The following is a 26,660-nucleotide window of genomic DNA, read 5'->3' as shown; positions in this document are numbered from 1 at the left end:
AGGGGGCCACGGCCGGGACGCCGTACGGTCTCAAGGATCCGCCGGTCCCAACGAGCCGCGGGAGGCTTACAGGTGTCCAGCGCACCCGAGCAGGAGGCAGTACAGGAGGCGGTGCGGGCAGCGGTGCCCCAGGCGGTGAGCGACGGCCGCCCCGCACCCGCCCCCGTCGCGCTCAACGGGCGGCGCCCGGGCCACGACCCGGGCAGACCGCCCGTGTGGCCCGGCGCGCCGACCCCGTTGGGGGCGCGTTTTCGTGTCGGCCCCGACGGGGTCGCGGGCACCAATTTCGCCCTGTGGGCGGGCGGGGCCGAGGCCGTCGAGGTGTGCCTCTTCGCGGAGGACGGCACCGAGACGCGCTGCCCGCTGACCGAGCTGACCCACGAGATCTGGCACGGCTTCGTACCGGGCGTACGGGCGGGGCAGCGCTACGGCTTCCGGGTCCACGGCCGCTGGGACCCGTGGACCGGTGCCCGCTGGAACCACGCGAAGCTGCTCCTCGACCCGTACGCCCGGGCGGTGGACGGCGACTTCACGCTGCCCGGCGAGGTGTACGGGCACGTCAGGGACTGGCCGCAGCAGAACGTCGCGGACACGGTGCGCGACGACCGCGACTCGGCGCCGTTCGTCCCGAAGGGCGTCGTCGTGCACGACGACGCTCCCGACGACGACTGGGTGGACGACCGGCGGCCCAAAACGCCGTGGGCGGACACCGTCATCTACGAGCTGCACGTGCGCGGCTTCACCAAGCTGCACCCCGGTATCCCTGAGGAGCTGCGCGGCACGTACGCCGGACTGGGGCATCCGGCGGCGATCGAGCATCTCCAGCGGCTGGGGGTGACGGCGGTCGAGCTGCTGCCGGTGCACCAGTTCGCCCACGAGGACCACCTGCTGCGGCGCGGTCTGCGCAATTACTGGGGTTACAACTCCATCGGCTATTTCGCGCCGCACGCGGCCTACGCGGCCTCGGGAACGGCCGGCCAGCAGGTCGGCGAGTTCAAGGCGATGGTGCGGGCCCTGCACGCGGCCGGCATCGAGGTCATCCTCGACGTGGTCTACAACCACACGGCGGAGGCGAGCGAGCTCGGGCCCACACTGTCGCTGCGCGGCATCGACAACCGCGGCTACTACCGCCTCCAGAACGACGCCAGGCGGTACGCCGACTACACGGGCTGCGGCAACACCCTGCACGTCGTGCAGCCGAACGTGCTGCGGCTGATCACGGACTCGCTCAGGTACTGGGTCACCGAGATGGGCGTGGACGGCTTCCGCTTCGACCTCGCGGCGGCGCTCGCGCGCTCGATGCACGACGTCGACATGCTGTCGCCCTTTCTCGCGGTGATCGCCCAGGACCCGGTGCTGCGGCGCGTGAAGCTGATCGCCGAGCCGTGGGACGTGGGCAGCGGCGGCTACCAGGTGGGCGCCTTCCCGCCGCTGTGGACGGAGTGGAACGACCACTACCGAGACGCCGTACGGGACTTCTGGCGGGGCGCGCTGCCGGATGTCCGGGACCTCGGCTACCGCCTTTCCGGGTCGAGCGACCTGTACGCGTGGGGCGGCCGCCGCCCGTACGCCTCCGTCAACTTCGTCACCGCGCACGACGGCTTCACGCTGCGGGACCTCGTGTCGTACCACCAGAAGCAGAACGCGGCGAACGGCGAGGGCAACCGGGACGGGACGAACGACAACCGTTCGTGGAACTGCGGCGCCGAGGGCGAGACGCGGGACGCGGGGGTGAACGCCCTTCGCCGGCAGCAGCTGCGCAACCTGGTGACGACGCTGCTGCTGTCGACGGGCGTGCCGATGCTGGTCGCGGGCGACGAGATGGGGCGCACGCAGGGCGGCAACAACAACGCGTACTGCCAGGACAACGAGGTCAGCTGGATCGACTGGTCGCTGCTCGAGGAGCCCGGCTGGCGTGAGCTCTTCCGGCTGACGTCACGCCTGCTGGCCCTGCGTCACGCGCACCCGGTGCTGCGCCGCCGCGCGTTCTTCTCGGGCCGGCCGCAGGCGGCGGACGGGCTGCGCGACCTGGCGTGGTTCACCCCGCGCGGCGACGAGATGACAGAGCGGGACTGGTACGCGCCGGCCTCGACCGTGGGGCTGTATCTGTCCGGCCGCGACATCCCGGGACGCGACGCGCGCGGCGCGAAGATCACGGACGAAAGCTTTCTCGCCGTACTGCACGCGGGGGACAGCCCGGCGAGTTTCGTGCTGCCGGCTCCGCCGTGGGCGCAGACGTACGAACTGGTCGTGGACACCTCGCGGGAGAGCCAGGAGACCGCGCCGGGAACGGTGTGTCCCGCGGGTGAGGCGGTCACCGTGCCGGCCAGATCGGTGCTCCTGCTGAAGGCGGGGACGGCCTGAAAACCCAGTGAGCGCTGTCAGTGGCGAACCGTACGCTCGATCCTAATGACAGGAACGGATGGACCCACCGGGGGCCGATCGGCCGCACGTTCACTGCTGCGCCTGTGGCCCTACGTGCGCCCGGTGCGCACGCGCCTGGCCTGCGCGGCGTTCGTCGCCGTGCTCGCCTCGTGCCTCGGCCTGGTCATCCCGCTGGTCCTGAAATGGATCGTGGACGGGCCGGTCGCGGACCGGGACCCGGGCGGGGTGTGGCTGGGCGCGTTGTACCTGCTGCTGCTCGGGCTCACGGAGGCGGCGCTCTTCGGCCTCCGGAGGTGGCTGGTGGCGCGGCCGCTGGCCGGGGTGGAGGCCGCGATGCGGGACGATCTGTACCGGCATCTGCAGCGGCTGCCGGTGGCCTTCCACGACCGGTGGCCGTCGGGGCAGTTGCTGTCGCGCGGGACGACGGACCTGATGCTGCTGCGCATGTTCCTTGCGTTTCCGCTGACGTTCCTGCTGGTCAACGGGGTGACCATCCTGGTGGGCTTCGTCGTCCTGTTGCAGCAGCAGTGGTCGCTGGGGCTGGTGCTGCTGGCGCCGGCGATTCCGCTGGTGGTGCTGTGCTTCGTCTTCGAGTCGAAGTACTCCCTGGTGGCGCGGCGCTCGCAGGACCAGGTCGGTGATCTGACGACGGTCGTCGAGGAGAGCGTGCTCGGCATCCGCGTCATCAAGGGGTTCGGCCGTCACCGCAGCCAGGCCCACGCCTTCCGGGAACGGTCGATGACCCTCCGGGGCACGGAACTGGCCAAGGCCCGGCTGCTCGCCGGCATCTGGGCGGTGATCACGGTCCTGCCGGAGCTGGCCGTCGGCGCGGCGCTGGTGCTTGGCACGGTCCAGGTGGCCGACGGCGAGCTGTCGGCGGGCACGCTCGTGGCGTTCCTGTCGACGGCGCTGGCGCTGCGCTGGCCGGTGGAGTCGATCGGCTTCCTGCTCGCGATCAGCCAGGACGCGGCGACCGCGACCGAGCGGTACTTCGAGGTGATGGACGCGCCCCGGGAGACGGAAGGGGGCGCGTCACCGCTGCCCACGGCGGCCCCCGGCCGGGGCGGGATCGTTTTCGAGGGGGTCGAGTTCCGTTACCCCGACGCGCCCGAGGGGACGCCGCCCGTGCTGGCCCGTATCGATCTGCACGTACGGCCGGGCGAGACCATGGCGCTCGTCGGAGCCACCGGCAGCGGCAAGACGACACTCACCACGCTCGTACCACGGCTGCACGAGGTGACGGGCGGGCGGATCACGCTCGACGGCCAGGACATCACGGCCCTACCGCGCGAGCGGCTGCGGAAGCTGGTGTCCGTGGCGTTCGAGGAGCCCACGCTGTTCTCCGCGAGCGTCGGCGAGAACGTCCTCATGGGCGCGGGTGACGACGACGAGGCGGATCTGGAGCGGGCCCTGGAGACCGCGCAGGCGGGCTTCGTACGCAGGCTGCCCGAGGGGACGGCCACACAGGTCGGCGAGCAGGGGCTGAGCCTGTCCGGCGGGCAGCGGCAACGGCTGGCACTGGCCAGGGCGGTGGTGGGCAGGCCGCGCTTCCTGGTGCTCGACGATCCGCTGTCGGCACTCGACGTGCACACCGAGGCCCTGGTGGAGGCGGCGCTGCGGCGCGTCCTGGCGGACACCACCGCGCTCGTCGTCGCGCACCGGCCGTCCACCGTGCTGCTCGCGGACCGGGTGGCGCTGCTCTCCGACGGCCGCGTCACGGCCGTCGGCACCCACCAGGAACTGCTGCACAGCAGCGACGAGTACGCCTGGCTGATGTCGGGGACGGGCGACGGCAGGGCCGACGGCGACAAGGGGGACCCGGTATGACCACCACCGCCGACGACCGGACGGACGGCCAGGAACCCGCGGACGGCCCGGCCGGCGCGGAAGCCGGGCGCGCGGTCGCGGCGGGGGCCGGGGAGAAGGGTGCGGAGGGCGCCGGGGGCAAGGGGCGGGAGCAGGGCGGGGACCCCTTCGACCGCGACGCGCTGCCCGTGCCCAGGGGGGCGACGGGGGCGCTGCTGCGCTCGCTGCTGCGGCCGCACCGGGGCAGGGTGGGCGTCACCACGCTGATCCTGCTGCTCCAGCAGGCGGCGGTGCAGGCCGGCCCGCTGCTCGTCGCGTACGCCATCGACCGGGGCGTACCGGCCCTGCGGCGGGACGACTTCGGGCCGCTCATGGTCGTCGCGGCCGCCTATCTGCTGTGCTCGCTCGGCGCCGGCCTGCTCCAGTACGCCTTCATCCGGCTCGCCGCCCGCGTCAACCAGGACGTACTGCTCGATCTGCGCGGCAGGATCTTCCGGCACGCGCAGGCGCTCAGTCTCGACTTCCACGAGCGGTACACCTCCGGCAGGCTGATCTCCCGGTCGACGACCGACGTGGAGTCGCTGCGCCAGCTTCTCGGCGAGGGCCTCCAGGAGCTGATCGGCGTCATCCTCTCGTGCGTCTACATCTGCGCGCTGCTCCTCTACCTCGACGTGGGCATCGGAGGGCTCGCGGTGCTGTCGTTCGTCCCGCTGTATCTGCTCGTCCGACGCTACCGGGCCCGCGTCTCCGTCATCTTCGGCAAGCGTTCGACGGCGATCGCCGCTGTCATCGTGAAGTTCGCGGAGACGATGAACGGGATCCGGCCGGTGCGGGCCTTCCGGCGCGAGCGGGCGAACGACGCGGAGTTCCGCGAGCTCAACCACCGCCACGAGCGGACGAACGGCGACGGCCTGCTGGAGATGGCGCAGTACGTCGTCGGCTCACGGCTGGTCGCCAACACGACGGTCGCCGGGATCGTGCTCTGGGGCGCTTACCAGGTCGCCGGCGGCGGCCTGGCGCTCGGCGTCCTCGCGGCCTCCGTGCTCTACCTGCGGCGGCTCTACGATCCGATCGACCGGCTCGGTATGTTCCTGAACTCCTATCAGTCGGCTGCCGCTTCCCTGGAGAAGATCGCGGGCCTGTTGGCGCAGACCCCCACCGTCCGTGAGCCGGCCGAACCGCGCGAACTGCCCGCCCCGCGCGGCGGCGGGCCGGGCCGCGAGGTCGTCTTCGAGGGCGTCAGCTTCGCCTACCGCACCGGCGGCGAGGTCCTCCCACGCTTCAGCCTGACGCTCCCGGCCGGTCAGACCGTCGCCGTCGTCGGGTCGACGGGCGCCGGAAAGTCGACGCTCGCCAAGCTGCTGGCGCGCTTCTACGACCCGACCGAGGGCCGTGTCCTGCTCGACGGCACGGACCTGCGCGACCTCGCGGTGCCCGAACTGCGGCGCGGGGTGGTGATGGTGACCCAGGAGGCGTTCCTGTTCTCCGGCACGGTCGCCGAGAACATCGCCATCGGCCGCCCGGATGCCACGCGTGAGGACATCGAGCAGGCCGCGAAGGCGATCGGCGCGCACGACTTCATCAGCGGTCTGCCGGAGGGGTACGACACGGACGTACGCAAGCGGGGCGGCCGGATCTCGGCCGGGCAGCGGCAACTGGTCGCCTTCGCCCGCGCGCTGCTCGCCGACCCGGCGGTGCTGATCCTCGACGAGGCGACGTCGTCCCTCGACGTCCCGGGCGAGCGCGCGGTGCAGCGCGCGATGAACACGGTGCTGCGGGGGCGCACGGCGGTGGTCGTCGCGCACCGGCTGTCGACGGTGGAGATCGCCGACCGGGTGCTGGTCATGGAACACGGCCGCATCGTCGAGGACGGCTCCCCGGCCGCACTCGCCGGCGGTACGGGGCACTTCGCCGGCCTGCACCGGGCCTGGCGGGACAGCCTGGCCTGACGGCACGTCGGTGGCGCGGCGTGCGACCGGCGCCCGGCCCGCGATGCCCGCCCGGGCCACGATCGCTGACTCCGGCCACGACCGCCCGCCCGGCCCGCGCCGCCCCTTCGGACCCGCGCCGAAACCGGTCACGGCGCCGCAGCCCCGCTTTCGGTCCCGGACCGGGGCACGGGTCCTCCACGGCCCTCTACACCGTTGTGGTGACAGCCCGCGAAACGTCCGCTTAACGAACACGACTATTCGGGCAACGGACGATTTCCGGCCAACTTCTTGACGCGCTCCTGACAGGAGCCCCTCGCTCCTGTCACTCTTCCCCCGTTCCGCGCTCCACCTTGCTCCGCATGCTCTGCCCGGGCGGCCCACCCAAACCGCCCGCCACCCCCCTTGCAGAAGGAGTTCGCGTGAGATCCACGCCCAGACGACGTGCCACCGCGACCGGCGCACTGCTGACCGCCGCAGCACTGCTCACCGTCGGCGTACAAGCCGGCACCGCATCGGCCGACGATCCCTGGACCGCCGCCCCGAAGACAGCCGCGGCGGGGAAGGCCGACCCCGGCTCCCTGCCCGCGAAGCTCTCCCCCGCCCAGCGCGCGGAACTGATACGCGAGGCCAACGCCACCAAGGCGGCCACCGCCAAGGAGCTCGGCCTCGGCGCCAAGGAGAAGCTCGCCGTACGCGATGTCGTCCAGGACCGCGACGGCACGACGCACACGCGGTACGAGCGCACGTACGACGGACTCCCGGTCCTCGGCGGCGACCTGATCGTCGCCGAGACGAAGGCGGGCAGCACCGAGGGCGTGACCAAGGCCTCCAAGGCACAGCTCAAGTCCATCGACATGAGCGCCGAGGTCGCGCCGGCGACTGCCGAGAAGCAGGCGCTTGGCGCCGCGAAGGCCGAGGGCTCGAAGAAGACCGAGGCAGACCGCGCCCCGCGCAAGGTGGTGTGGATGGGGCAGGGCAAGCCCACGCTGGCCTACGAGACGGTCGTCGGCGGCCTGCAGCACGACGGCACCCCGAACGAGCTGCACGTCGTCACCGACGCCTCCACCGGCAAGAAGATCTTCGAGTGGCAGGCCATCCACAACGGCACCGGCAACACCCAGTACAGCGGCCAGGTGACGGTGGGCTCCGCCCCGTCGTACACGCTGACCGACACCGGGCGCGGCAACCACAAGACGTACAACCTCAACCGGGGCACGTCGGGCACCGGCACCCTCTTCTCGGGTCCGGACGACGTCTGGGGCGACGGCACCCCGCAGAACCTGGAGACCGCGGGTGCGGACGCGGCGTTCGGGGCGGGCCTGACCTGGGACTACTTCAAGAACGTGCACGGCCGCACCGGCATCCGCGGTGACGGCGTCGGCGCGTACTCCCGGGTCCACTACGGCAACGCGTACGTCAACGCCTTCTGGTCGGACTCCTGCTTCTGCATGACGTACGGCGACGGGGCCGGCAACGCCAAGCCGCTCACCTCAATCGACGTCGCCGCGCACGAGATGACGCACGGCGTCACCTCCAACACCGCCGGTCTCGTCTACAGCGGCGAGTCGGGCGGCCTCAACGAGGCGACCTCCGACATCTTCGCCGCCGCAGTCGAGTTCAACGCCAACAACGCCCAGGACGTCGGCGACTACCTGGTCGGCGAGAAGATCGACATCCGGGGCAACGGCACACCGCTGCGCTACATGGACAAGCCGAGCAAGGACGGCTCGTCCAAGGACGCCTGGTACTCGGGCATCGGCGGCATCGACGTCCACTACTCCTCGGGTCCGGCGAACCACTGGTTCTACCTGCTCTCCGAGGGCAGCGGCGCGAAGACCGTCAACGGCGTCAACTACGACTCGCCGACCTCCGACGGCCTGCCGGTGACCGGCATCGGCCGGGAGAAGGCCGCGCAGATCTGGTTCAAGGCGCTCACCACCAAGTTCAGCTCCTCGACCAACTACGCGGGTGCGCGCACCGGCACGCTCGCGGTCGCGGGTGAGCTGTACGGCACCACCAGCGCCGAGTACAAGGCCGTGGCCGACGCCTGGGCGGGCGTCAACGTCGGGACGCGTCCCGGCGGCGGCGACCCGGGCACCGGCACGTCGTTCGAGAACACCACCGATGTCGCCATCCCGGACAACGGCGCGGCGGTGACCTCGTCGGTCACCTCGACCAAGACGGGTGCGGCCCCCAGCACCCTCAAGGTGGGCGTGGACATCGTCCACACCTGGCGCGGCGACCTGGTCATCGACCTGCTGGCTCCGGACGGTACGGCGTACCGCCTGAAGGGCTCCAGCGGCTCGGACTCCGCGGACAACGTCAAGGCGACGTACACGGTGAACGCGTCGTCCGAGACGGCGAGCGGCGTCTGGAAGCTCAAGGTCCAGGACGTGGCGGCGCAGGACACCGGCTACATCAACAGCTTCAAGGTGACGTTCCCGTAGCGCGCCTGAACCGCTGAATGCCGAACAGCCCTGCGGGAACGGATCCGTTCCCGCAGGGCTGTTCCCTGTGCGGAGCACGTCAGCGCATCAGTACGCCCGCGCCCTCCCCCGTCGCCTCGGTGGGCAGCGCCACCAGGCCCAGGTCCGCGCTGTGCGGCAGCAGGCGGTGGGACGGCAGTATCCGGACCGTGTAGCCGAAGGGGCCCGTGCGGTCGAGGGCCAGCGGTCCCTCGTACATCCAGCGGCCCTCCAGGTCCGGGCCGCCCGCCGGCTTCAGCGGGAAACTCTGCGCCTCGCCGATCGCGTCGTCCGGGTCGACCCGGCCCGCGACCGCCTGCACCTCGACGTCGTCGGGACCCAGCGGGCCGAGCGCCACACGGACCCGCAGGCTCAGCGTCGAGCCCAGCTCCGCCGTGCCGTTGACCGCGGTCGCCGCCAGCGCCTCCACATGGTCCACCGCGACCTTGGGCCAGGCGGCGCGCACCCGCGCCTTCCACCGGGCCAGTTCCCGGGCCGCGTCCGGGACCATCGCCCGGTGCGCCTCGGCGGCCGGGGCGTACAGCCTCTCGACGTATTCGCGCACCATGCGCCCCGCCAGCACCTTCGGGCCGAGTCTGACCAGGGTCTGGCGGACCATCTCGATCCAGCGGTCGGGCAGCCCGCCCCGGCCCCGGTCGTAGAAGCGCGGCGCGACGCGCTGCTCGATCAGCTCGTACAGCGCGTTCGCCTCCAGGTCGTCGCGCCGGTCCTCGTCGGTCGCCGCGCCGTCCGCGGTCGGGATGGCCCAGCCGAAGTCCGGCTCGAACCACTCGTCCCACCAGCCGTCGAGCACCGACAGGTTGAGGCAGCCGTTGAGCGCGGCCTTCATCCCGCTCGTCCCGCACGCCTCCAGCGGGCGCAGCGGGTTGTTCAGCCAGACGTCGCAGCCGGGGTAGAGCTTCTTCGCCATACCCATGCCGTAGTCGGGCAGGAAGACGATCCGGTGGCGCACGCGCGGATCGTCCGCGAACCGCACCAGCTCCTGCACCAGCCGCTTCCCGCCGTCGTCCGCCGGGTGTGCCTTGCCCGCGACGACGATCTGGACCGGCCTGGTCGGGTGCAGCAGCATCTCCATCAGCCGGTCGCGGTCGCGCAGCATCAGGGTGAGCCGTTTGTACGACGGGACGCGCCGCGCGAAGCCGATCGTGAGGACGTCCGGGTCGAGCACGTCGTCGATCCACCCGAGTTCGGCGTCGCCCGCGCCGCGCTGGTGCCACGACGCGCGCAGGCGGTCCCGTACCTCCTGGACCAGCTGTTCGCGGAGGGTGCGCCGCAGGTCCCAGATGTCCGAGTCGGCGATGTCGGCGACGGCGTCCCACCGCTGGGAGCCGCCGACGGAGCCGACCGACAGGGCGTCCTCGGCGCGGCCCGCGCCGATCTGCCGCGCCCCGAGGCGCATGACTTCGGGCGCGACCCAGGTCGGCGCGTGCACGCCGTTGGTGACGGAGGTGATCGGCACCTCCTCGGGGTCGAAGCCCGGCCACAGGCCCGAGAACATCTGGCGGCTGACCGCGCCGTGGAGCGTGGAGACGCCGTTGGCCCGCTGGGCGAGCCGCAGACCCATGACGGCCATGTTGAAGAGGTTCGGCTCGCCGCCCGGATACGTCTCCATGCCGAGCTGGAGGATGCGCCCCACGTCGACACCCGGCAGCTCGCCGGATTCCCCGAAGTGGCGCGCGACGAGCTCGCGGTCGAAGCGGTCGATGCCGGCCGGGACGGGCGTGTGCGTCGTGAAGACGGTTCCGGCCCGCACCGATTCGAGCGCGGGATCGAATTCCACGCCCTCGCCGGCGAGTTCCCGGATCCGCTCCAGACCGAGGAAGCCGGCGTGCCCCTCGTTGGTGTGGAACACCTCGGGCTCGGGGTGCCCGGTCAGGCGGCAGTACGAGCGCACGGCCCGCACCCCGCCGATGCCGAGCAGCATCTCCTGGAGCAGCCGGTGCTCGCTGCCGCCGCCGTACAGCCGGTCGGTGACGTCGCGTTCCCCTGCCGCGTTCTCCTCGACGTCCGAGTCGAGCATCAGCAGCGGTACGCGTCCGACCCGTGCCTGCCAGATGTGGGCCCGCAGCGACCGCCCGCCGGGCAGGGTCAGGGCCACCTGGCTGGGGGTGCCGTCGGCCTCCCGCAGGAGGGAGACGGGGAGTTCGTTGGGGTCGAGGAGGGGATAGTGCTCCTGCTGCCAGCCTTCCCTGGACAGGCTCTGCCGGAAGTACCCGTGACGGTAGAGGAGCCCTACTCCGATCAGGGGTACGCCGAGGTCGCTGGCGGCCTTCAGATGGTCCCCGGCGAGGATGCCGAGGCCGCCCGAGTACTGGGGCAGGGCCGCTGTGACCCCGAATTCGGGTGAGAAGTAGGCGACGGCGGCGGGCAGTTCCGGGGTCGGTGACTGCGACTGGTACCAGCGCCGGCCGCGCAGATAGTCGTCCAGGTCGTCGGCGGCGGCGGTCAGTCTGCGGAGAAAACGCCGGTCCTGGGCCAGCTCGGCCAGCCGCCCGGCAGGTACGGCCCCGAGCAGCCGTACAGGATCACCCCCGGAGGCTGCCCAGCCTTCGGGGTCCACGGCCTGGAAGAGCTCGCGGGTCTCGGTGTGCCAGGACCATCGCAGATTGCGGGCGAGGTCGCTGAGCGGTCGTAGGGGTTCGGGGAGAACGGGGCGCACGGTGAATCGACGAATGGCCTTCACGTGTTCCACCTTCGCAGGGGACATACGAACCGGGTCGGACGCACGGCGGTGTGTGTCCGGCCTTTCCCTGACGAAGGTAGTGCCACCCCGCCCCCCGCAACCACGGCGCACGGGGGCACTGAGGATCAGCGCAGGGCGTGCACCCCGACGTCGTACGGCGATCCCAGGTTGACCGTGGCCGGGTCGAATGCCCCGGTCGCCGCGTAGGTGGCGGCGATCGCCGCCCGTTCCCCGGCCGGGATCACCTGGTCGATGTCGGTGAACCCCTGGGGCGCCCGCTCGTGTGCCAGATTGATGACGACCTCGGGCCCGAGCCGCCGGTTGGCGCGCTGGAGCTCGGTCATCGCCGGCCGCCGTTCGGCCTCGTACGCCGCCAGCGCCTCGGCCGGGTCGGCGTGCAGCGCCATGGCGTGGGCCAGGGCGCGGGCGTCGACGACGGACTGGGTCGCCCCGTTGGACCCGATCGGGTACATGGCGTGCGCCGCGTCGCCGATCAGCGTCGTACGGCCGTGGCTCCAGCGCTCCAGGGGGTCGATGTCCACCATGGGGTATTCGAACGCGCGGTCGGCGGCCCGCAGTACGTCCGGGACGCTGACGCCGTCGAACTCCCAGCCCTCGTAGTGGCGCAGGAACTTGCCGACCGGGACCGGCCGGTTCCAGTCGCCGCGGGTGGCGTCGTCGATCGAGTCGGCGGGCATCGCGAGCGCCCAGTTGACCAGTACCTCGCCGGTCTCCGGGTCCGGTTCGGTCATCGGGTAGACGACGGCCTTCTGCCGGTCGGAGCCGGCGATGAACATGAACGCACCGGCCCGTTCGGCGGGCATCCGCGAGACGCCGCGCCAGACGAGCATGCCGTTCCACGGCGGCTCACCGCTGCCCGGGGCGAGCGCGGCGCGGACGGTGGAGCGGATCCCGTCGGCGCCGATCAGCACGTCCGGCTCCAGGGCGGCGCGCCCGCGGGCGTTGTCGTCACGGTGCTCCAGCTGTACGTGCGGCCGGCCGGCCGGGCGCACGGTCACGCCGGACACCCGCACGCCGCCGACGATGGCGTCCGGGCCGAGCCGCTCCCGTACGGCCGCGGCCAGCGACAGTTGCAGATGGCCGCGGTGGACGGACAGCTGCGGCCAGTGGTAGCCGGCGCCGAGACCGCGCGGCTCGCGGGAGATCAGGCCGCCGGAGCAGTGGTAGTAGCGCAGCTCGCGGGTGCGTACGGCCTGCTGGTCGAGTACGTCGAGGAGCCCGAGCGCGTCGAGTTCGCGCACGGCGTTGGGCATGATGTTCAGCCCGGCGCCGACCGGCTGGATCTCGCGCGCCGCCTCGGCCACGGTGATCCGGCGGAAGCCGGCCGCGTGCAGGCTGAGTGCGGCGGTGAGCCCCGCTATGCCGCCGCCGGCGATCAGGATGTGGGTCATGGGAGGGCAGCCCTTCAGACGTTCGACGCGACCGGGGTGCGCGGGCGGCCGGTGGCGCTGCGCACGAGGGTCTCGTTGTCCCGGGTCAGGTCGAGCACGGAACGCAGCAGCTCGATCGGTGCGCCGCCGGAGCCCACTTCGTACAGCCGCACCTCGTCGCTGTAGGCCTTGCGGGCGATGCCGATGTGGCGGGCCCGGAAGGTCTTGAGGATGCGCAGGACGCGGGCGAGGGAGACGGCGGAGGCCGCGAGCTGCGGGGACAGCCGGTCCGCGTTCTCCCAGTCGACGGCGGCGGCCAGCTTGGACACCGCGGAGGTGCCCCCGCTGTGCGCGGCGTAGAAGTCGCGCCAGGACGGCAGGGAGTACTGCACCGACTCGGCGAGGAAGGCGTCGTACTCCGGGCTGCTGTGGTCGCACTGCCACAGCGCGAGGTCGACCAGCCACAGCGGCACCTGGGCGGCGGCCGGGCCGAGGTACTCGCGGCCGGCGACGCCGACCTCCTCGAAGTACGGGCGCAGGATCTGCGCGAAGAAGACCGGCGAGACGTTGGCGACGGTGAAGTCGATGGAGTCGACCATGGACTGGACGTGCTGCGCGGTGCGGTCGAGGGCGACGGAGAATCCCGGATCGTGCGGTTCGAGCCGGGCCAGCGCGGCGCAGGTGTCGAGCGAGGCGGCGAGGCTGGGGAAGACCATGCGGACGGCGTCCTGGAGGTTGCCCTCCATCTCCTCACCCGTGTACATGCGCTGGCGTGCGCCGATGGGGTTCCACGTCGTGTAGTGGTGCACGGTGTCGCGCGGCACCATGTCGGTACGCCGCCCCAGGGCCTCCAGGACCGGCAGGGCCTCGGGGACGACGGCCAGCGGCTCGGTGCCGTGCCGTTTGAGCGAGCCGAGGAACATGCCGAGGTCGCGCATGGCGGCGAGCGACTCGACGACGCTCCACCGGTCGACGGTGCCGGCCGGCGGCAGCAGGGTGCGCAGCGCGACGGTGAGCGCCGGGACGTCGGCGTCGCGGTTCATCGCGGGCAGCACGGCGAGCAGCGGGTCGGCGGCCAGCGGGTCGGCCGCGCGTATCTCGGATATCCGGTAACGCGGTTCGTTGCGTGCGTCGAGACCGGGCGCGACGAGGTCGACAGCGGCCGTGAGGTGCGTGAGGTGCGTGGTCATGGAATGCCCCCCTCGGGCAGTGGGATGCGGTGGATGCCATACGGTGCGGCCGACGGCGTGGTCCGCCGCGGTGGGGGCGCGGCGGAGGTGTGCGCGGTGCGGTTGGTGCGGTCCGTGGTGGCGGCCCCGGATCGTTCGCGGCGGCGGCTCGTGGCCGGCCGGTCGCGTGGTGCCCGGCAGCCGCCGGGGCGTGCCGTACGCCGGGCGTGTTCTGCCCCGTGCCGTACGGCACGCGTGGCGCGCACCGGAAGCGCGGCGAATCCCGCGCGCGGGCGGGCGGCGCCCCTCAACGCCGCCCGCGCGGCCTTCGCTACACGGCGTCCTCCAGCCGCTCCCGGGGTGCCGGGAGACCGGCGGGTGCGGGGAGGCGCAACCCGGTGGAGAGCAGCGCGGCGACGCCCGCGAGGGCGGCGCCGACGAGCAGCGCGGCCCTGAAGCCCGCGGTCTCGGCCGTGGCGGCGGCGCTGCCGGACGCGTCCGTCACGGTGGTGGCGACGGCGACCAGGACGGCGAGGCCGAGCACTGAGCCGAACTGCTGGCTGGTGTTGACGAGTCCGGAGGCCAGCCCCGTCTCCTCGGGCGACGCCTCGGCCGTCGCGGCCACATTGGTGGTGACCATGACCAGCGGCAGCGCGACCCCGAGCACCAGGCTCGGGGCGAGGACGGTGGTGAAGAAGGTGCCTTCGGCGGCGAGCGCGAGGGCCAGCCAGGCCGTACCGGCGAAGAGCAGCGAGAAGCCGAGCGTCATCGTGGAGCGCAGTCCGAGCCGGGCGATGAGGCGCCCGCTCTGCGGCGCGACGAGCACGACGACGACGGACAGCGGCAGCAGCCCGAGACCGCCGGCCAGCGGCGAGTAGCCGAGCACGCTCTGGAGGTACAGGCTGACGAGGAAGAACATCGGGAAGAGCGCCGTCTGGGCGAGCGCGCTCAGCACGTTGGCGAGCCGGAGCGCGGGCCGCCGCAGCACGGCGGGCGGCACCAGCGGGCGCGCGATCCTTCCTTCGAGTACGGAGAAGGCGACGAGCAGCAGCAGTCCCGCTCCCCCGGCGGCGAGCGTCCGTCCGCTGGTCCAGCCCGCCTCGCCCGCGCCGACCAGGGCGTAGGCGATCAGGCCGAGCCCGCCGGTGGCGGTCAGCGCGCCAGCGAGGTCGAAGCCGCGCTCGGCGGAGCGCGTACCGCCGTCGAGCAGGCGCAGGGCGAGTACGCCGAGCAGCAGGCCGACGAGCACATTGAGCCAGAACGTCGAGCGCCAGCCCAGCAGATCGGTGAGGACTCCGCCGAAGACTGTTCCGAGTACGCCGCCGAGCCCGCCCATCGCGGCGAACGCGCCGAGCGCCTTGTGCCGTCCGGGCCCGTCCGGGAACAGGATGAGCAGCAGGGCGAACGCGGCCGCCGCGGCGAGCGCGGCCCCCACGCCCTGGACGGCGCGGGCGGCGACGAGCGCGCCGGAGCTCTGCGCGAGTCCGCCGACGGCGGAGGCCGCCGCGAGCAGTCCGAGGCCGGCGACGAACAGCCGCCGGTGGCCCAGGAGATCGGCGGTGCGCCCGCCGAGCAGCAGCAGCCCGCCGAAGGTGATGAGGTAGGCGTTGGCCACCCACGACAGTCCCGCCGAGCCCGAGCCGAGATCCTCACCGATCGAGGGCAGCGCGACATTGATGATCGCGGTGTCCATGATCAGCAGCAGCTGGGTGGAGGCGAGCAGCGCGAGCGCGGCCTTGGGAGAGCCCTTCACAGCGCCGGGCGCTCCGCGCCGCCCGCTCCCAGCGTGTAGCCGTCGAGACACGCCTGCGCGAGCGACTCGCACGCGCCGGTGTCGCCCTCCCACGCCTGCTGCATCAGGTAGATGTGCGGGGCGCCGTGGTAGAAGCGCTCGTACTGCTCGTGGCGGCCGGCGAACTCCGAACCGAGCGCGTCCCAGGCCAGCTTGAGCAGCTTGACGCGGTCCTCGGCGGGGTGTCCGGGCGAGCGGATGTACTTCTTGACGAGCGGCCCGATCTCCGGGTGCAGCAGGTCCTCGGCGGAGGCGGGCAGCTGGATGACGCCGCCGCCCGCGAGCATCTTGATCTCCTGCACGGCCTGCGGGTAGAGCTCGCCGGCCATGATGCGCTGCGCGAAGGAGATCTCCTTGCCGGGCTTCACGCCGTGGCCGCCTTCGACGCTCTCGTACGACGCCTCGGCGGCCAGTACGAAGGCCTTCGCCTGGGCGACCTTGCCCATCAGCCGGCCGATGGCCTGGGTGACGGGCGGCAGTTTGTAGGTGTTGTTGGCCTTGGTGATGAGGATGGCGAGGCCGGTGAGGAACTCGAGCTTGGTCCAGAAGCGGGTCGCGGCCTGGTGCACGAAGTTCACGTACGCCGGGGTCTGCCACCACATGGCGAAGCTCGCGTCGACGTTGCGGTAGGTCAGCACGTTCTCCCAGGGTACGAAGACGTCCTCGCAGACCAGGAGCGCGTCGTTCTCGTCGAAGCGGGAGGACAGCGGGTTGTCGAAGACGCTGCGCGCCTGCGCCTCGTACGACGTGCGCGACAGGAACTTCAGACCCGGGGTGTCGATCGGCACGGAGAAGCACACCGCGTGCTCGATGTCCTGCGGGGCGAGCGGCTCGATCGTCCCGACGACGACCTCGTTGCCGAAGACGGCTCCGGTGCCGATCATCTTGGCGCCGCGCACGACGATCCCGCCGTCCCGCTCGGCGACGACTCGGACCACCAGGTCGTCCTCCTCCTGTTCGGAGGCGGACCTGGTCCGGTCGATCTGCGGGTTGGTGATGGTGAACGTCGGGTAGAGGTCGCCCTCGGCGAGCCGCCGGTGGTACGCGAGCGCGTTCGGGGCTCCGTCGAACGACTCCGTGCTGAAGACCTGCGGGAGCGCGGCGAATCCGGCGGCGCCGCCGGCCATGTAGTCGGGTGTACGGCCGAGGAAGCCGAAGCTTGCCTCCGCCCACACCTTGTAGGCCTGGCGGCGGGCGACCAGGTCCTCGTACGATCGCGGGATCGTGTACGCGCGGTGCACACCGTCCGTGGTGAGCACCGGCGAGTGCGCGGAATCGTGCGCGAGGTCGAAGAGGCGGGCGATGGAGCCCGCGGTGTTGCGGAAGGCGGGGTGCCGGGTGACATCCTTGACGCGTTCGCCGTCCAGCCACACCTCGCGGCCGTCTCGCAGCGATTCCAGATAATCCTGACCGGACCTCGTCACCATTTCTCCTCATGCGGAACGGCACTGCCGCTGCCGAGCCTGTCTGTCCGCATCCGCCCGGGCAATGAACACCCGTCCACCGGTCCTTATGAACCGGCCAGCCGGGGCCGCCCGGTGGGCCCCTGGGGCTGGCCCGCCGCGATGCGGTACTCGCCCGGTGTCGTCCCGAACCATTTGCGGAAGGCGAGGTGGAAGCCCACCGAGCTCTGGTAGCCGACGCGCTGCGGCACCGCCGACTGAGCGACCGTCGTCTCCCCCAGCAATCGCGCCGCCTCCTGCATCCGCCGTCCCGTCAGATGCCGGGCCGGCGCGTCCCCGACGAGGCTGCGGAACGCGGCGGTGAAGGCCGACCGGGACATGCCGACCTCGCGGGCCAGCGACTCGATGGTCCACGGCTCCGCGAACCGGGTCGCGATGATCACCATGGCCCTGCTGATGCCGGGGTGCCGGAGCACCGGCAGCGCGGCCGGGTTGTCGGCCAGTTCCCGCAGCAGCGGCCGCAGCGCGAGCACCAGCGCCATCTCGAACGCGCGGAGCGTGATGAGCCGGTCGCCGGGTCCGACCGGCCGGTCGGGGGCCGCGAGCAGGCGCAGCGTGTCGCGGAGCAGCGGCTCGGCGGCGACCTGCGGGCCGTCGAGGACCAGGGCCCACGGCAGCGCCTTGTACAGGCCGGTGGCGGCGCTCGCGTCGTAGTGCAGCCCGGCACACAGCAGCCGGCTCTCGGGCCCCTCGCCCTCGATCCGGATCTCGCCGGACGTGCCGGGCTGCCGCTCGGGCAGCACGGCACGCAGCGGCACGCCCTGCCGGTCCGGCCGGTCGGAGAGCCGGTGCGCGGTCCCGGTCGGGAAGACCGCGAGGTCGCCCGCGTTCAGTTCGAGGGGCGTCTGGCCCTCGCCGCTGATCCAGCAGCCGCCCTCGACGATGTAGTGCAGTACGGCGCAGCTCTGCTCGGCGTCGCCCTCGATGGCCCAGGGGGCGTTCACGTGCCAGCGGCTGTCGAAAACGCCGGTGAGACGCAAGGGCTTCAGCAGCTCGCTGAGCAGGTCTCCGCCATCGTCGGCTTCTCGTTCCTTGGCGTCCATTGGACGATCCCTCAACCCTCGCCCCGGTTTGTTAATTGATCGGCCGAAGCCCCCGCCGCCAGCCTGGAAAGGCCGTTCACGGCGACAGCCTCACCCTATCGAAGGGCTCTACACACTCATGTCCGATCAGATTCCGATGCGCGTCGCGGTCGTGGGGGCGACCGGCTTCCAGGGTGGCGCGGTCGCCCGCCTGCTGGCCGAGCGGAACCACCGCATCCGCACACTGACCCGCAAGCCCGAGAGCGAGCGGCCCGAGCTCGCGGGGGCCGCCTACGTCGGCGGCGACCTCGCGAACGCGGACGACGTACGCCATCTCTTCGAGCGCGCCACGCACGCCTCGGTGGTGATGCCGCTGGTGTACGACGCCGAGACGGTCGGCACGTACGCCAGGAACATCGCGGACGCCGCGCGTGAGGCCGGGGTGCGCCGGGTCGTCTACAACTCCAACACCCGCGTCCCCGGCGCCTCCACCAATGTGGCGGCCTTCGAGACCCGGCGGCTCGCCGAGACGGTACTGCGCGAGAGCCTGCGCGGGAGCGGTGTGGAGCTGGTCGTGCTGCGGCCGCCGGTCTACCTCGACAACCTCTTCAGCCCGTGGAACGGTCCGGCGCTGGCGAAGGAGGGCGTACTGGCCTACCCGCTGCCCGCCGACACCAGAACCGCCTGGATCTCCCACCGGGACCTCGCCGAGGCCGTGTACGCGGCGCTCACCGTGGACGGTGTCGAGGGCCGCACACTGGACATCGGCGGCTCGCAGAGTCTGACCGGCGACGAGCTCGCGGAGGCGTTCGCGCAGGGCCTCGGCCGCGACGTGCACTACGTGCCGCTGCCGCCGCACGTCTTCGAGGAGGGACTGGCCCGGGCCATCGGTCCGGAGGCCGCCGCGGGTGTGGCGGGCATCTACCACTACATGGCGAGCGGCGCGGGTCCGGACCTGATGGCAGCCGACGACGGCAGCGCCGCCGAGGCGCTCTCGGTGAAGCCGGCCCCGGTCGACGAGTGGGTGGCCAGGCAGCCGTGGCAGATCTGGTCGGACGACGCCACGCCGGTCTCCTAGCCTCCCCCTTTTGGAAGACCTGCGGACGACCTGAGTGATCACCTCCTCAATGCCCTCACCGGCGAGACGGCCAATTCCGGCCGCACGTGCGGTCTTGTAGTGCTTCACAGCGCACGAGCGGCTGCCCGGAGGCGTCCCGCGGCAGCACCACGGGCGGACCGGCAGCGAAAGCCGGACCAACTCCGCCGGATGTGCGCCAAGTTGAGGAGGGGTCTCAGCCCATGGCATCAACGCGACATACCCGCCCGCGCCTTGCGGGTGCCGTCACCGCCGTCACCACGGCAGCGGTTCTTTCGGCCATCACGCTGCCCGCGCAGGCCGCCCCGGCCGAGGGGCGAATACTGGGAGCCGGCTCACCCGGCTCGGTCGGCGACAGCTACATCGTCACGCTCAAGACAGGACCGGGGGGAATCAAGGCCCCGTCCGACGCCGGCGGCGACCTCGCCCGGCAGTACGGGGCGACCATCGAGCACACGTACAGCAACGCGCTCAACGGTTACGCGGTGAGAGCGGACGAGGCGCAGGCCAAACGCCTCGCGGCCGATCCGAACGTCGCCTCCGTGGCCCAGGACACCGAGGTGTGGCTGGACCACACCCAGACGAACCCGGTCTGGGGCCTGGACCGGCTCGACCAGCCCGCCCTCCCCCTGGACACGTCCTACACGTCCCCCGACAGCGCCGGCAGCGGCGTGCGGGTGTACGTCATCGACACCGGCATCCGCGCGTCCCACAAGGACTTCGGCGGCCGGGCGAGCAGCGGCTGGGACTTCGTCGAGAACGACGCCACCGCCCAGGACGGCAACGGCCACGGCACCCATGTCGCCGGCACCGTCGCGGGCCGGACGTACGGCGTCGCGAAGCAGGCCCGGGTCGTCGGCGTACGCGTGCTCGACAACGAGGGCGCCGGTACGACGGCCCAGGTCATCGCAGGCATCGACTGGGTGACCAAGAACGCCCGGAAGCCGGCCGTGGCGAACATGAGCCTGGGCGGCTTCGGCAACGCGCAGCTGGACGCCGCCGTACGCAACTCGATCGCGTCCGGCGTCACGTACACGGTCGCGGCGGGCAACGACGGACTGCCGGCGAACCTGTACTCGCCGGCCCGTGTCACGGAAGCGGTCACGGTCGGCGCGACGGACGTCAAGGACGCCCGCGCGAGCTTCTCCAACTGGGGCCCGCAGCTCGACCTCTTCGCCCCCGGCGTGGCGGTCACGTCCACCTGGAACACGGGTGACACGGCGACAAAGGTCCTGTCCGGTACGTCGATGGCCGCCCCCCACACGGCCGGCGCGGCGGCGCTCCACCTGGCCGACCACCCGTCGGCGACCCCGGCGGACGTCAGCAGGGCCCTGACCGCGAAGGCGGCCACGGGCAAGGTCACGGGCACGGGCCTCGGTTCGCCGAACCGCCTGCTCCAGGTGAACAACTGACCGGAAAGCGCCACCGGACACCGGAAAACGAACGGCCCCGCTCAAAAGGCGGGGCCGTTTCTTTTCCCGCTCATTACGCGCCGGTAGTTAACAAAGCCCCGGATTGCGCACCCGTAGGACGAGGGAAGGCTCCTCCGGTACGCCCCCCCACGCGCCCCAAGTCGGTCCAAGTCGGTCCACCCGAGTGAACGTGGACAGGAGCGGTGATGCCCGCACCCCGTGAGTCGCCAACGGAGCAGATAAAAAGGACAGACCCCAAGAAAGCCCCCGAACGCGAGCCGTGCTCGTCCGCGGCCGCACAGCCCTCAGGTGAGCCAATGATCGGTCGCATCCCTGTCCTGGACGTACGTCCTGCCGTCGACTGCGGCAGAAGGCCGGCGAAGGCGGTGGCCGGTGAGACGTTCGAAGTCACCGCCACCGTCTTCCGCGAGGGTCACGACGCCGTCGCCGCCAATGTCGTCCTGCGTGACCCGGCGGGCCGGGAGGGCCCCTGGACCCCGATGCGCGAACTCGCGCCGGGCACCGACCGGTGGGGGGCGCGCGTGACACCCCCCGCCGAGGGGCAGTGGACGTACTCCGTGGAGGCGTGGTCGGACCCCGTGGCGACCTGGCGCCACAACGCCCGCATCAAGATCCCGGCGGGCCAGGACACCGAGCTCGTCCTCGCGGAGGGTGCGGAGCTGTACGAGCGCGCCGCGTCCGGCGTACCGAAGAAGGACGGGCGCGAGGCCGTCCTGGCCGCCGTCGACGCGCTGCGCGACACCGCGAAACCCCCCGCCGTCCGGCTCGCAGCCGCGCTCGCCCCGGAGGCGGACGCCGCACTCGGCCGCCACCCGCTGCGCGAGCTGGTGACGTGCTCGCCCGAGATGCCGCTGCTCGTCGAGCGCGAGCGCGCGCTCTTCGGCTCCTGGTACGAGTTCTTCCCGCGCTCCGAGGGCGCCCGTACCGACAAACGGGGGAGGCAGAAGAGCGGTACGTTCAAGACGGCCGCCGAGCGGCTGCCGGCCGTCGCGGCGATGGGCTTCGACGTGGTGTACCTGCCGCCGATCCACCCCATCGGCACCACGCACCGCAAGGGCCCCAACAACACACTGGCGGCGTCCGCCAAGGATGTCGGCGTGCCGTGGGCGATCGGTTCGGCGGACGGCGGCCACGACGCGATCCACCCCGGTCTCGGCACGTTCGCGGACTTCGACGCCTTCGTCGCGCGCGCCCGGGACCTGCGCATGGAGATCGCGCTGGACTTCGCGCTGCAGTGCTCGCCCGACCACCCATGGGTCAAGGAGCACCCCGAGTGGTTCCACCACCGCGCCGACGGCTCGATCGCGTACGCCGAGAACCCGCCGAAGAAGTACCAGGACATCTACCCGATCGCGTTCGACGCCGACATGCCGGGCCTGGTCAAGGAAACGCTCAGAGTGCTGCGGCTGTGGATGAGCCACGGTGTACGGATCTTCCGCGTCGACAATCCGCACACCAAGCCGGTGGCCTTCTGGGAGAAGGTCATCGCGGACATCAACCGCACCGACCCCGACGTGATCTTCCTCGCCGAGGCCTTCACCCGCCCCGCGATGATGCACACGCTCGGCGCCATCGGCTTCCAGCAGTCGTACACGTACTTCACCTGGCGCAACACCAAACAGGAGCTCACCGAGTACCTCACGGAGCTCACCGGCGACGCGGCTTCGTACATGCGTCCCAATTTCTTCGTGAACACCCCGGACATCCTGCACGCCTATCTCCAGCAGGGCGGCCGGCCGGCGTTCGAGGTACGGGCGGTGCTCGCCGCCACGCTGGCGCCCTCCTGGGGCGTGTACGCGGGCTACGAGCTGTGCGAGAACGCACCGGCCAAGCCGGGCAGCGAGGAGTACCTCGACTCGGAGAAGTACCAACTGCGCCCGCGCGACTGGGAGTCGGCGGAACGCGAGGGCCGCACCATCGCCCCGCTGATCACCACCCTCAACCGCGTGCGCCGCCGTCACCCGGCGCTTCAGCAGCTGCGCGATCTGCACTTCCACCACGCCGACAACGACGCGGTCATCGCGTACTCGAAGCGCTCCGGTTCGAACATCGTTGTGGTGGTCGTCAACCTCGACCCTCACCACACCCAGGAAGCCACGGTCTCGTTGGACATGCCGGAACTCGGCCTCGAATGGTCCGACTCCGTCCCGGTGCGCGACGAGCTCACCGGTGAGACCTACCACTGGGGCAGGGCCAACTATGTGCGCCTCGAGCCGGGCCGTACGCCCGCGCACATCGTCGCCCTGCGACCGTCCCCGCCGATCGGAGGGTCACCCACATCATGATCGTCAATGAGCCCGTCCACGACACGTTCGAGGACACGCCCGCCAAGGACCGCGACCCCGAGTGGTTCAAGCGCGCCGTGTTCTACGAGGTGCTCGTCCGATCCTTCCAGGACAGCAATGGAGACGGCGTAGGCGACCTCAAAGGCATCACCGCCAAGCTGGACTACCTCCAATGGCTCGGCGTCGACTGTCTCTGGCTGCCGCCGTTCTTCAAGTCACCGCTGCGCGACGGCGGTTACGACGTCTCCGACTACACGTCCGTCCTTCCCGAGTTCGGTGACCTCGCCGACTTCGTGGAGTTCGTGGACGCCGCACACCACCGCGGCATGCGCGTCATCATCGACTTTGTCATGAACCACACGAGCGACCAGCATCCGTGGTTCCAGGAGTCGCGGTCCGACCCGGACGGCCCGTACGGCGACTACTACGTCTGGGCGGACGACGACAAGCAGTACCAGGACGCCCGCATCATCTTCGTCGACACGGAGACGTCCAACTGGACCTTCGACCCGGTCCGCAAGCAGTACTTCTGGCACCGCTTCTTCTCCCACCAGCCGGACCTCAACTACGAGAACCCGGCCGTGCAGGAGGAGATGATCTCCGCACTGCGCTTCTGGCTGGACCTGGGCATCGACGGCTTCCGCCTCGACGCCGTTCCGTACCTCTACCAGGAGGAAGGAACGAACTGCGAGAACCTCCCGCGCACCCACGATTTCCTGAAGCGGGTCCGCACCGAGATCGACGCGTCCTACCCGGACACCGTGATCCTCGCCGAGGCCAACCAGTGGCCGGAAGACGTCGTCGACTACTTCGGCGACTTCAAGGCGGGCGGCGACGAGTGCCACATGGCCTTCCACTTCCCGGTCATGCCCCGCATCTTCATGGCCGTACGCCGCGAATCGCGCTACCCGGTCTCGGAAGTCCTGGCCAAGACCCCGGCCATCCCGTCCAACTGCCAGTGGGGCATCTTCCTGCGCAACCACGACGAGCTGACCCTCGAAATGGTCACGGACGAAGAGCGCGACTACATGTACGCGGAGTACGCAAAGGACCCGCGGATGCGCGCGAACATCGGCATCCGGCGGCGGCTCGCCCCGCTCCTCGACAACGACCGCAACCAGATCGAGCTGTTCACGGCTCTGCTGCTGTCCCTCCCCGGATCGCCGATCCTGTACTACGGCGACGAGATCGGGATGGGCGACAACATCTGGCTGGGCGACCGGGACGCCGTACGCACACCCATGCAGTGGACCCCCGACCGCAACGCCGGTTTCTCGTCCTGTGACCCGGGACGACTCTTCCTCCCCACGATCATGGACCCGGTCTACGGGTACCAGGTCACCAACGTCGAGGCGGCGATGACCTCGCCCTCCTCGCTGCTGCACTGGACCCGGCGGATGATCGAGATCCGCAAGCAGAATCCGGCCTTCGGACTCGGCTCGTACACCGAGCTCCCGTCGACCAACCCCGCGGTGATCGCGTTCCTGCGCGAGTACAAGGACGACCTGGTGCTGTGCGTCCACAACTTCTCCCGCTTCCCGCAGCCGACGGAACTGGATCTCCAGACCTTCAACGGCCGGCATCCGGTCGAGCTGATCGGCGGGGTGCGTTTCCCGGCCATCGGCGAATGGCCGTATCTGCTGACCCTCGCAGGTCACGGCTTCTACTGGTTCCGGCTGCGCAAGGACGCGACGCCGCCGCCGGTCAAGCGCGCCTGAAGTACCGTCCGGCGCGGGGCGGTTTCCACCGCCCCGCCCTGGGCACTCTCCCCCTCATATCGGGTCCGTACGGACGATCCCCGACCCGACACTTCCCGCGTTTCGACTGCGGGGAGAACCCCACGCACCGCCCGGACAGCTACGGTCGCAATCCGGGACACTCTGCGCATCCTGTGGCGTGCCCGGGGAAAGGACGCGATGCCATGTCGGAGGCTGCATCCACCCGGAGTACGGTCGCCCGCCGCGCCACTCCGCCGGCCCCACCCCCGGCGCTGCTCCCCTCGCTGGCGCCGCTGCTGCACGAATGGCTGCCCAGGCAGCGGTGGTTCGCGGGCAAGGGGCGCCCGGTCGCCGGGTTCTCGCTCGTCGCAGCCACGGAGTTGCTCCCTGCCGGGGGCGGCTCCGGCAGCGGCGCCCGGGGCGGTTCGGGCGCGCCCGGGCTGCTGCATCTGCTCGTGAGCGTCCAGCAGCCTGCCGGTCACCCCCACGGTCCGCCGGCGCCGCCGGTCGCCGACTGCTACCAACTGCTGCTCGGCGTACGGTCCGCGCTGCCGCCACGGCTCGCGCCGGCCCTGATCGGACACGTACAGGAGGGACCGCTGGCCGGACTCACCGTCTACGAGGCGCTTCTCGACCCGCGCCTGGCCGGTCTGCTCCTGGAACGGCTGCGCAACACCGGCGCACCGGGGGCGCTGCGCTTCGAGCGTGACCCGTCGGTCGTCATCCCGCCCGGCCTCACCCCCAGGCCGCTGGGCGCCGAACAGTCCAACTCGTCCCTCGTCTACGGAGATTCGTTCATCCTCAAGGTCTTCCGCCGGGTCAGCCCCGGCTCCAACCCCGATCTGGAGCTGCCGCTCGCCCTCGCCCGCAAGGGCTGCGAGCGGGTGCCCGCGCCGGTCGCCTGGTACGAGGCCGACAACGCCGACGATCCGTACGAGCCGTACACCCTCGGGGTCCTGCAGCCCTTCCTGCACGGCTCCGAGGACGGCTGGCAGCGCGCGCTGCGGTCCGTCGCCGTCGGCAACGACTTCACCGCCGACGCGCGGGCACTGGGGCGGGCCACCGCCGAGGTGCACACCGCGCTCGCCGGCGCCCTGCCGACGGTGACACTGCGCAGGCAGCAGACGGAGGCGCTTGCAGCGGCCATGACCGAACGCCTGGACGCGGCGGCGCAGGCGGTGCCCGCACTGGTTCCGTACGTTCCGGCCCTGCGCACGGCGTTCGACGCGTTCGCGGCGCGGGGGCGGGCGGGACGGGCGTGGCCGGCCCAGCGGGTCCACGGCGACCTGCACCTGGGCCAGACGCTCCGCGCGCCCGGCGGCGAATGGTCGGTCATCGACTTCGAGGGCGAGCCGTCGCGCCCGCTCTCGGAACGGCGGCGCCCGCAGCCGGTCGTACGCGACGTGGCGGGGATGCTGCGGTCCTTCGACTACGCGGCCCGCTCCCTTCCCCAAGATCTCGACCCCGCTCGACCGGGGGAGACCCCGTCGCCGTGGGACGCGGAGTGGGCGACGCGGTGCCGGGAGGCGTTCTGCGACGGGTACGCGAAGGCGTCGGGGACCGATCCGCGGGACGAGCCCGAGCTGCTGCGGGCGTACGAGACGGACAAGGCGGTGTACGAAGTCCTGTACGAGGCCCGCCACCGGCCGGACTGGCTCCCGGTCCCCCTGGCGGCCATCCACCGCCTGGCGTCGGCGCAGCCCGCCCCCGGAACTCCCGGCCACCGCCCGGAGACCACCGCGCACCGCACCACCGGTCCTCCCCCCGGGACGGCGAGGCACGGCAGCCCCACCCGGCCCCCGGGGACCCCCCAGCACAGCCACCCCGCACCGTCCTCGGACACCACCGGGCACCGCGCCGCCGAACCGCCCCCGGACACCGACCACACCCCGGGACCGACGCCATGATCCGACACCGGTCAACTCCTCTTCCCACCCTCGAATCCGGGGCGGCGGCTCTCCTCTTCGCCCACCCCGCCCCTTCCCGAAGGCCTCGATCAC

Annotated in this window: 14 protein-coding genes and 1 pseudogene; 9 read left to right on the top strand and 6 right to left on the bottom strand. The window is 71.6% G+C overall.

Going from position 1 to position 26,660, the window contains the following annotated elements; genetic code table 11:
• The first annotated feature begins 72 nt into the window (after positions 1 to 72).
• The 4 genes from glgX to ACWIHY_RS05725 all read left to right on the top strand — a co-directional run bounded on the left by glgX (position 73) and on the right by ACWIHY_RS05725 (position 8,569).
• Positions 73 to 2,364, top strand: coding sequence for a glycogen debranching protein GlgX (gene glgX / locus ACWIHY_RS05740; RefSeq protein WP_454374324.1), 2,292 nt, complete (start codon positions 73 to 75; stop codon positions 2,362 to 2,364).
• A 45-nt stretch (positions 2,365 to 2,409) separates the two neighbouring features.
• Complete coding sequence (locus ACWIHY_RS05735; RefSeq protein WP_454374323.1) at positions 2,410 to 4,212, top strand: ABC transporter ATP-binding protein; 1,803 nt, start codon at positions 2,410 to 2,412, stop codon at positions 4,210 to 4,212.
• A complete protein-coding gene (locus tag ACWIHY_RS05730; RefSeq protein WP_454374322.1) occupies positions 4,209 to 6,140 on the top strand; it encodes an ABC transporter ATP-binding protein in 1,932 nt (643 codons plus the stop codon). The genes ACWIHY_RS05735 and ACWIHY_RS05730 overlap by 4 nt, the downstream gene beginning before the upstream one ends.
• A gap of 401 nt (positions 6,141 to 6,541) precedes the next feature.
• Positions 6,542 to 8,569, top strand: coding sequence for a M4 family metallopeptidase (locus ACWIHY_RS05725; protein WP_454374321.1), 2,028 nt, complete (start codon positions 6,542 to 6,544; stop codon positions 8,567 to 8,569).
• A gap of 79 nt (positions 8,570 to 8,648) precedes the next feature.
• Here ACWIHY_RS05725 and glgP read toward each other — a convergent pair whose 3' ends face one another.
• The 6 genes from glgP to ACWIHY_RS05695 all read right to left on the bottom strand — a co-directional run bounded on the left by glgP (position 8,649) and on the right by ACWIHY_RS05695 (position 18,149).
• Complete coding sequence (glgP, locus tag ACWIHY_RS05720) at positions 8,649 to 11,291, bottom strand: alpha-glucan family phosphorylase (protein ID WP_454374320.1); 2,643 nt, start codon at positions 11,289 to 11,291, stop codon at positions 8,649 to 8,651.
• A gap of 125 nt (positions 11,292 to 11,416) precedes the next feature.
• On the bottom strand, positions 11,417 to 12,703 hold the full coding sequence (locus ACWIHY_RS05715; protein WP_454374319.1) for an FAD-dependent monooxygenase: 1,287 nt from the start codon (positions 12,701 to 12,703) through the stop codon (positions 11,417 to 11,419).
• A 14-nt stretch (positions 12,704 to 12,717) separates the two neighbouring features.
• Positions 12,718 to 13,872: a monodechloroaminopyrrolnitrin synthase PrnB family protein gene (locus ACWIHY_RS05710; RefSeq protein ID WP_454374318.1), complete on the bottom strand. Its 1,155-nt coding sequence runs from the start codon at positions 13,870 to 13,872 to the stop codon at positions 12,718 to 12,720.
• Positions 13,873 to 14,182: 310 nt separating this feature from the next.
• Complete coding sequence (locus ACWIHY_RS05705; protein WP_454374317.1) at positions 14,183 to 15,604, bottom strand: MFS transporter; 1,422 nt, start codon at positions 15,602 to 15,604, stop codon at positions 14,183 to 14,185.
• Entirely contained in the window at positions 15,601 to 17,067 is a 1,467-nt protein-coding gene (locus ACWIHY_RS05700) for a 4-hydroxyphenylacetate 3-hydroxylase family protein (protein WP_454374316.1), read from the bottom strand. The genes ACWIHY_RS05705 and ACWIHY_RS05700 overlap by 4 nt, the downstream gene beginning before the upstream one ends.
• 86 nt (positions 17,068 to 17,153) lie before the next feature.
• A complete protein-coding gene (locus ACWIHY_RS05695) occupies positions 17,154 to 18,149 on the bottom strand; it encodes an AraC family transcriptional regulator (protein ID WP_454374315.1) in 996 nt (331 codons plus the stop codon).
• A 118-nt stretch (positions 18,150 to 18,267) separates the two neighbouring features.
• Here ACWIHY_RS05695 and ACWIHY_RS05690 point away from each other — a divergent pair, with 118 nt between their 5' ends.
• From ACWIHY_RS05690 to ACWIHY_RS05670, 5 genes and pseudogenes are all read left to right on the top strand, one after another.
• Positions 18,268 to 19,206, top strand: a complete 939-nt coding sequence (locus ACWIHY_RS05690) for an SDR family oxidoreductase (RefSeq protein ID WP_454374314.1) — start codon at positions 18,268 to 18,270, stop codon at positions 19,204 to 19,206.
• Positions 19,207 to 19,427: 221 nt separating this feature from the next.
• Positions 19,428 to 20,636 (top strand): S8 family peptidase, encoded by a 1,209-nt coding sequence (locus ACWIHY_RS05685; RefSeq protein ID WP_454374313.1) that lies wholly within the window; start codon positions 19,428 to 19,430, stop codon positions 20,634 to 20,636.
• 317 nt (positions 20,637 to 20,953) lie between these two features.
• Complete coding sequence (locus ACWIHY_RS05680; protein WP_454374312.1) at positions 20,954 to 22,942, top strand: alpha-1,4-glucan--maltose-1-phosphate maltosyltransferase; 1,989 nt, start codon at positions 20,954 to 20,956, stop codon at positions 22,940 to 22,942.
• On the top strand, positions 22,939 to 24,660 hold the full coding sequence (gene treS / locus ACWIHY_RS05675) for a maltose alpha-D-glucosyltransferase (RefSeq protein ID WP_454374311.1): 1,722 nt from the start codon (positions 22,939 to 22,941) through the stop codon (positions 24,658 to 24,660). The genes ACWIHY_RS05680 and treS overlap by 4 nt, the downstream gene beginning before the upstream one ends.
• A 203-nt stretch (positions 24,661 to 24,863) precedes the next feature.
• Positions 24,864 to 26,366: pseudogene (locus ACWIHY_RS05670) on the top strand (maltokinase N-terminal cap-like domain-containing protein); the annotation flags it as partial.
• Positions 26,367 to 26,660 lie beyond the last annotated feature (294 nt).

It is taken from the genome of Streptomyces sp. NPDC055287 (assembly GCF_053646035.1).
Note: the sequence above shows the minus strand (reverse complement) of the source record. Positions and strands in the feature narration are given on the sequence as shown.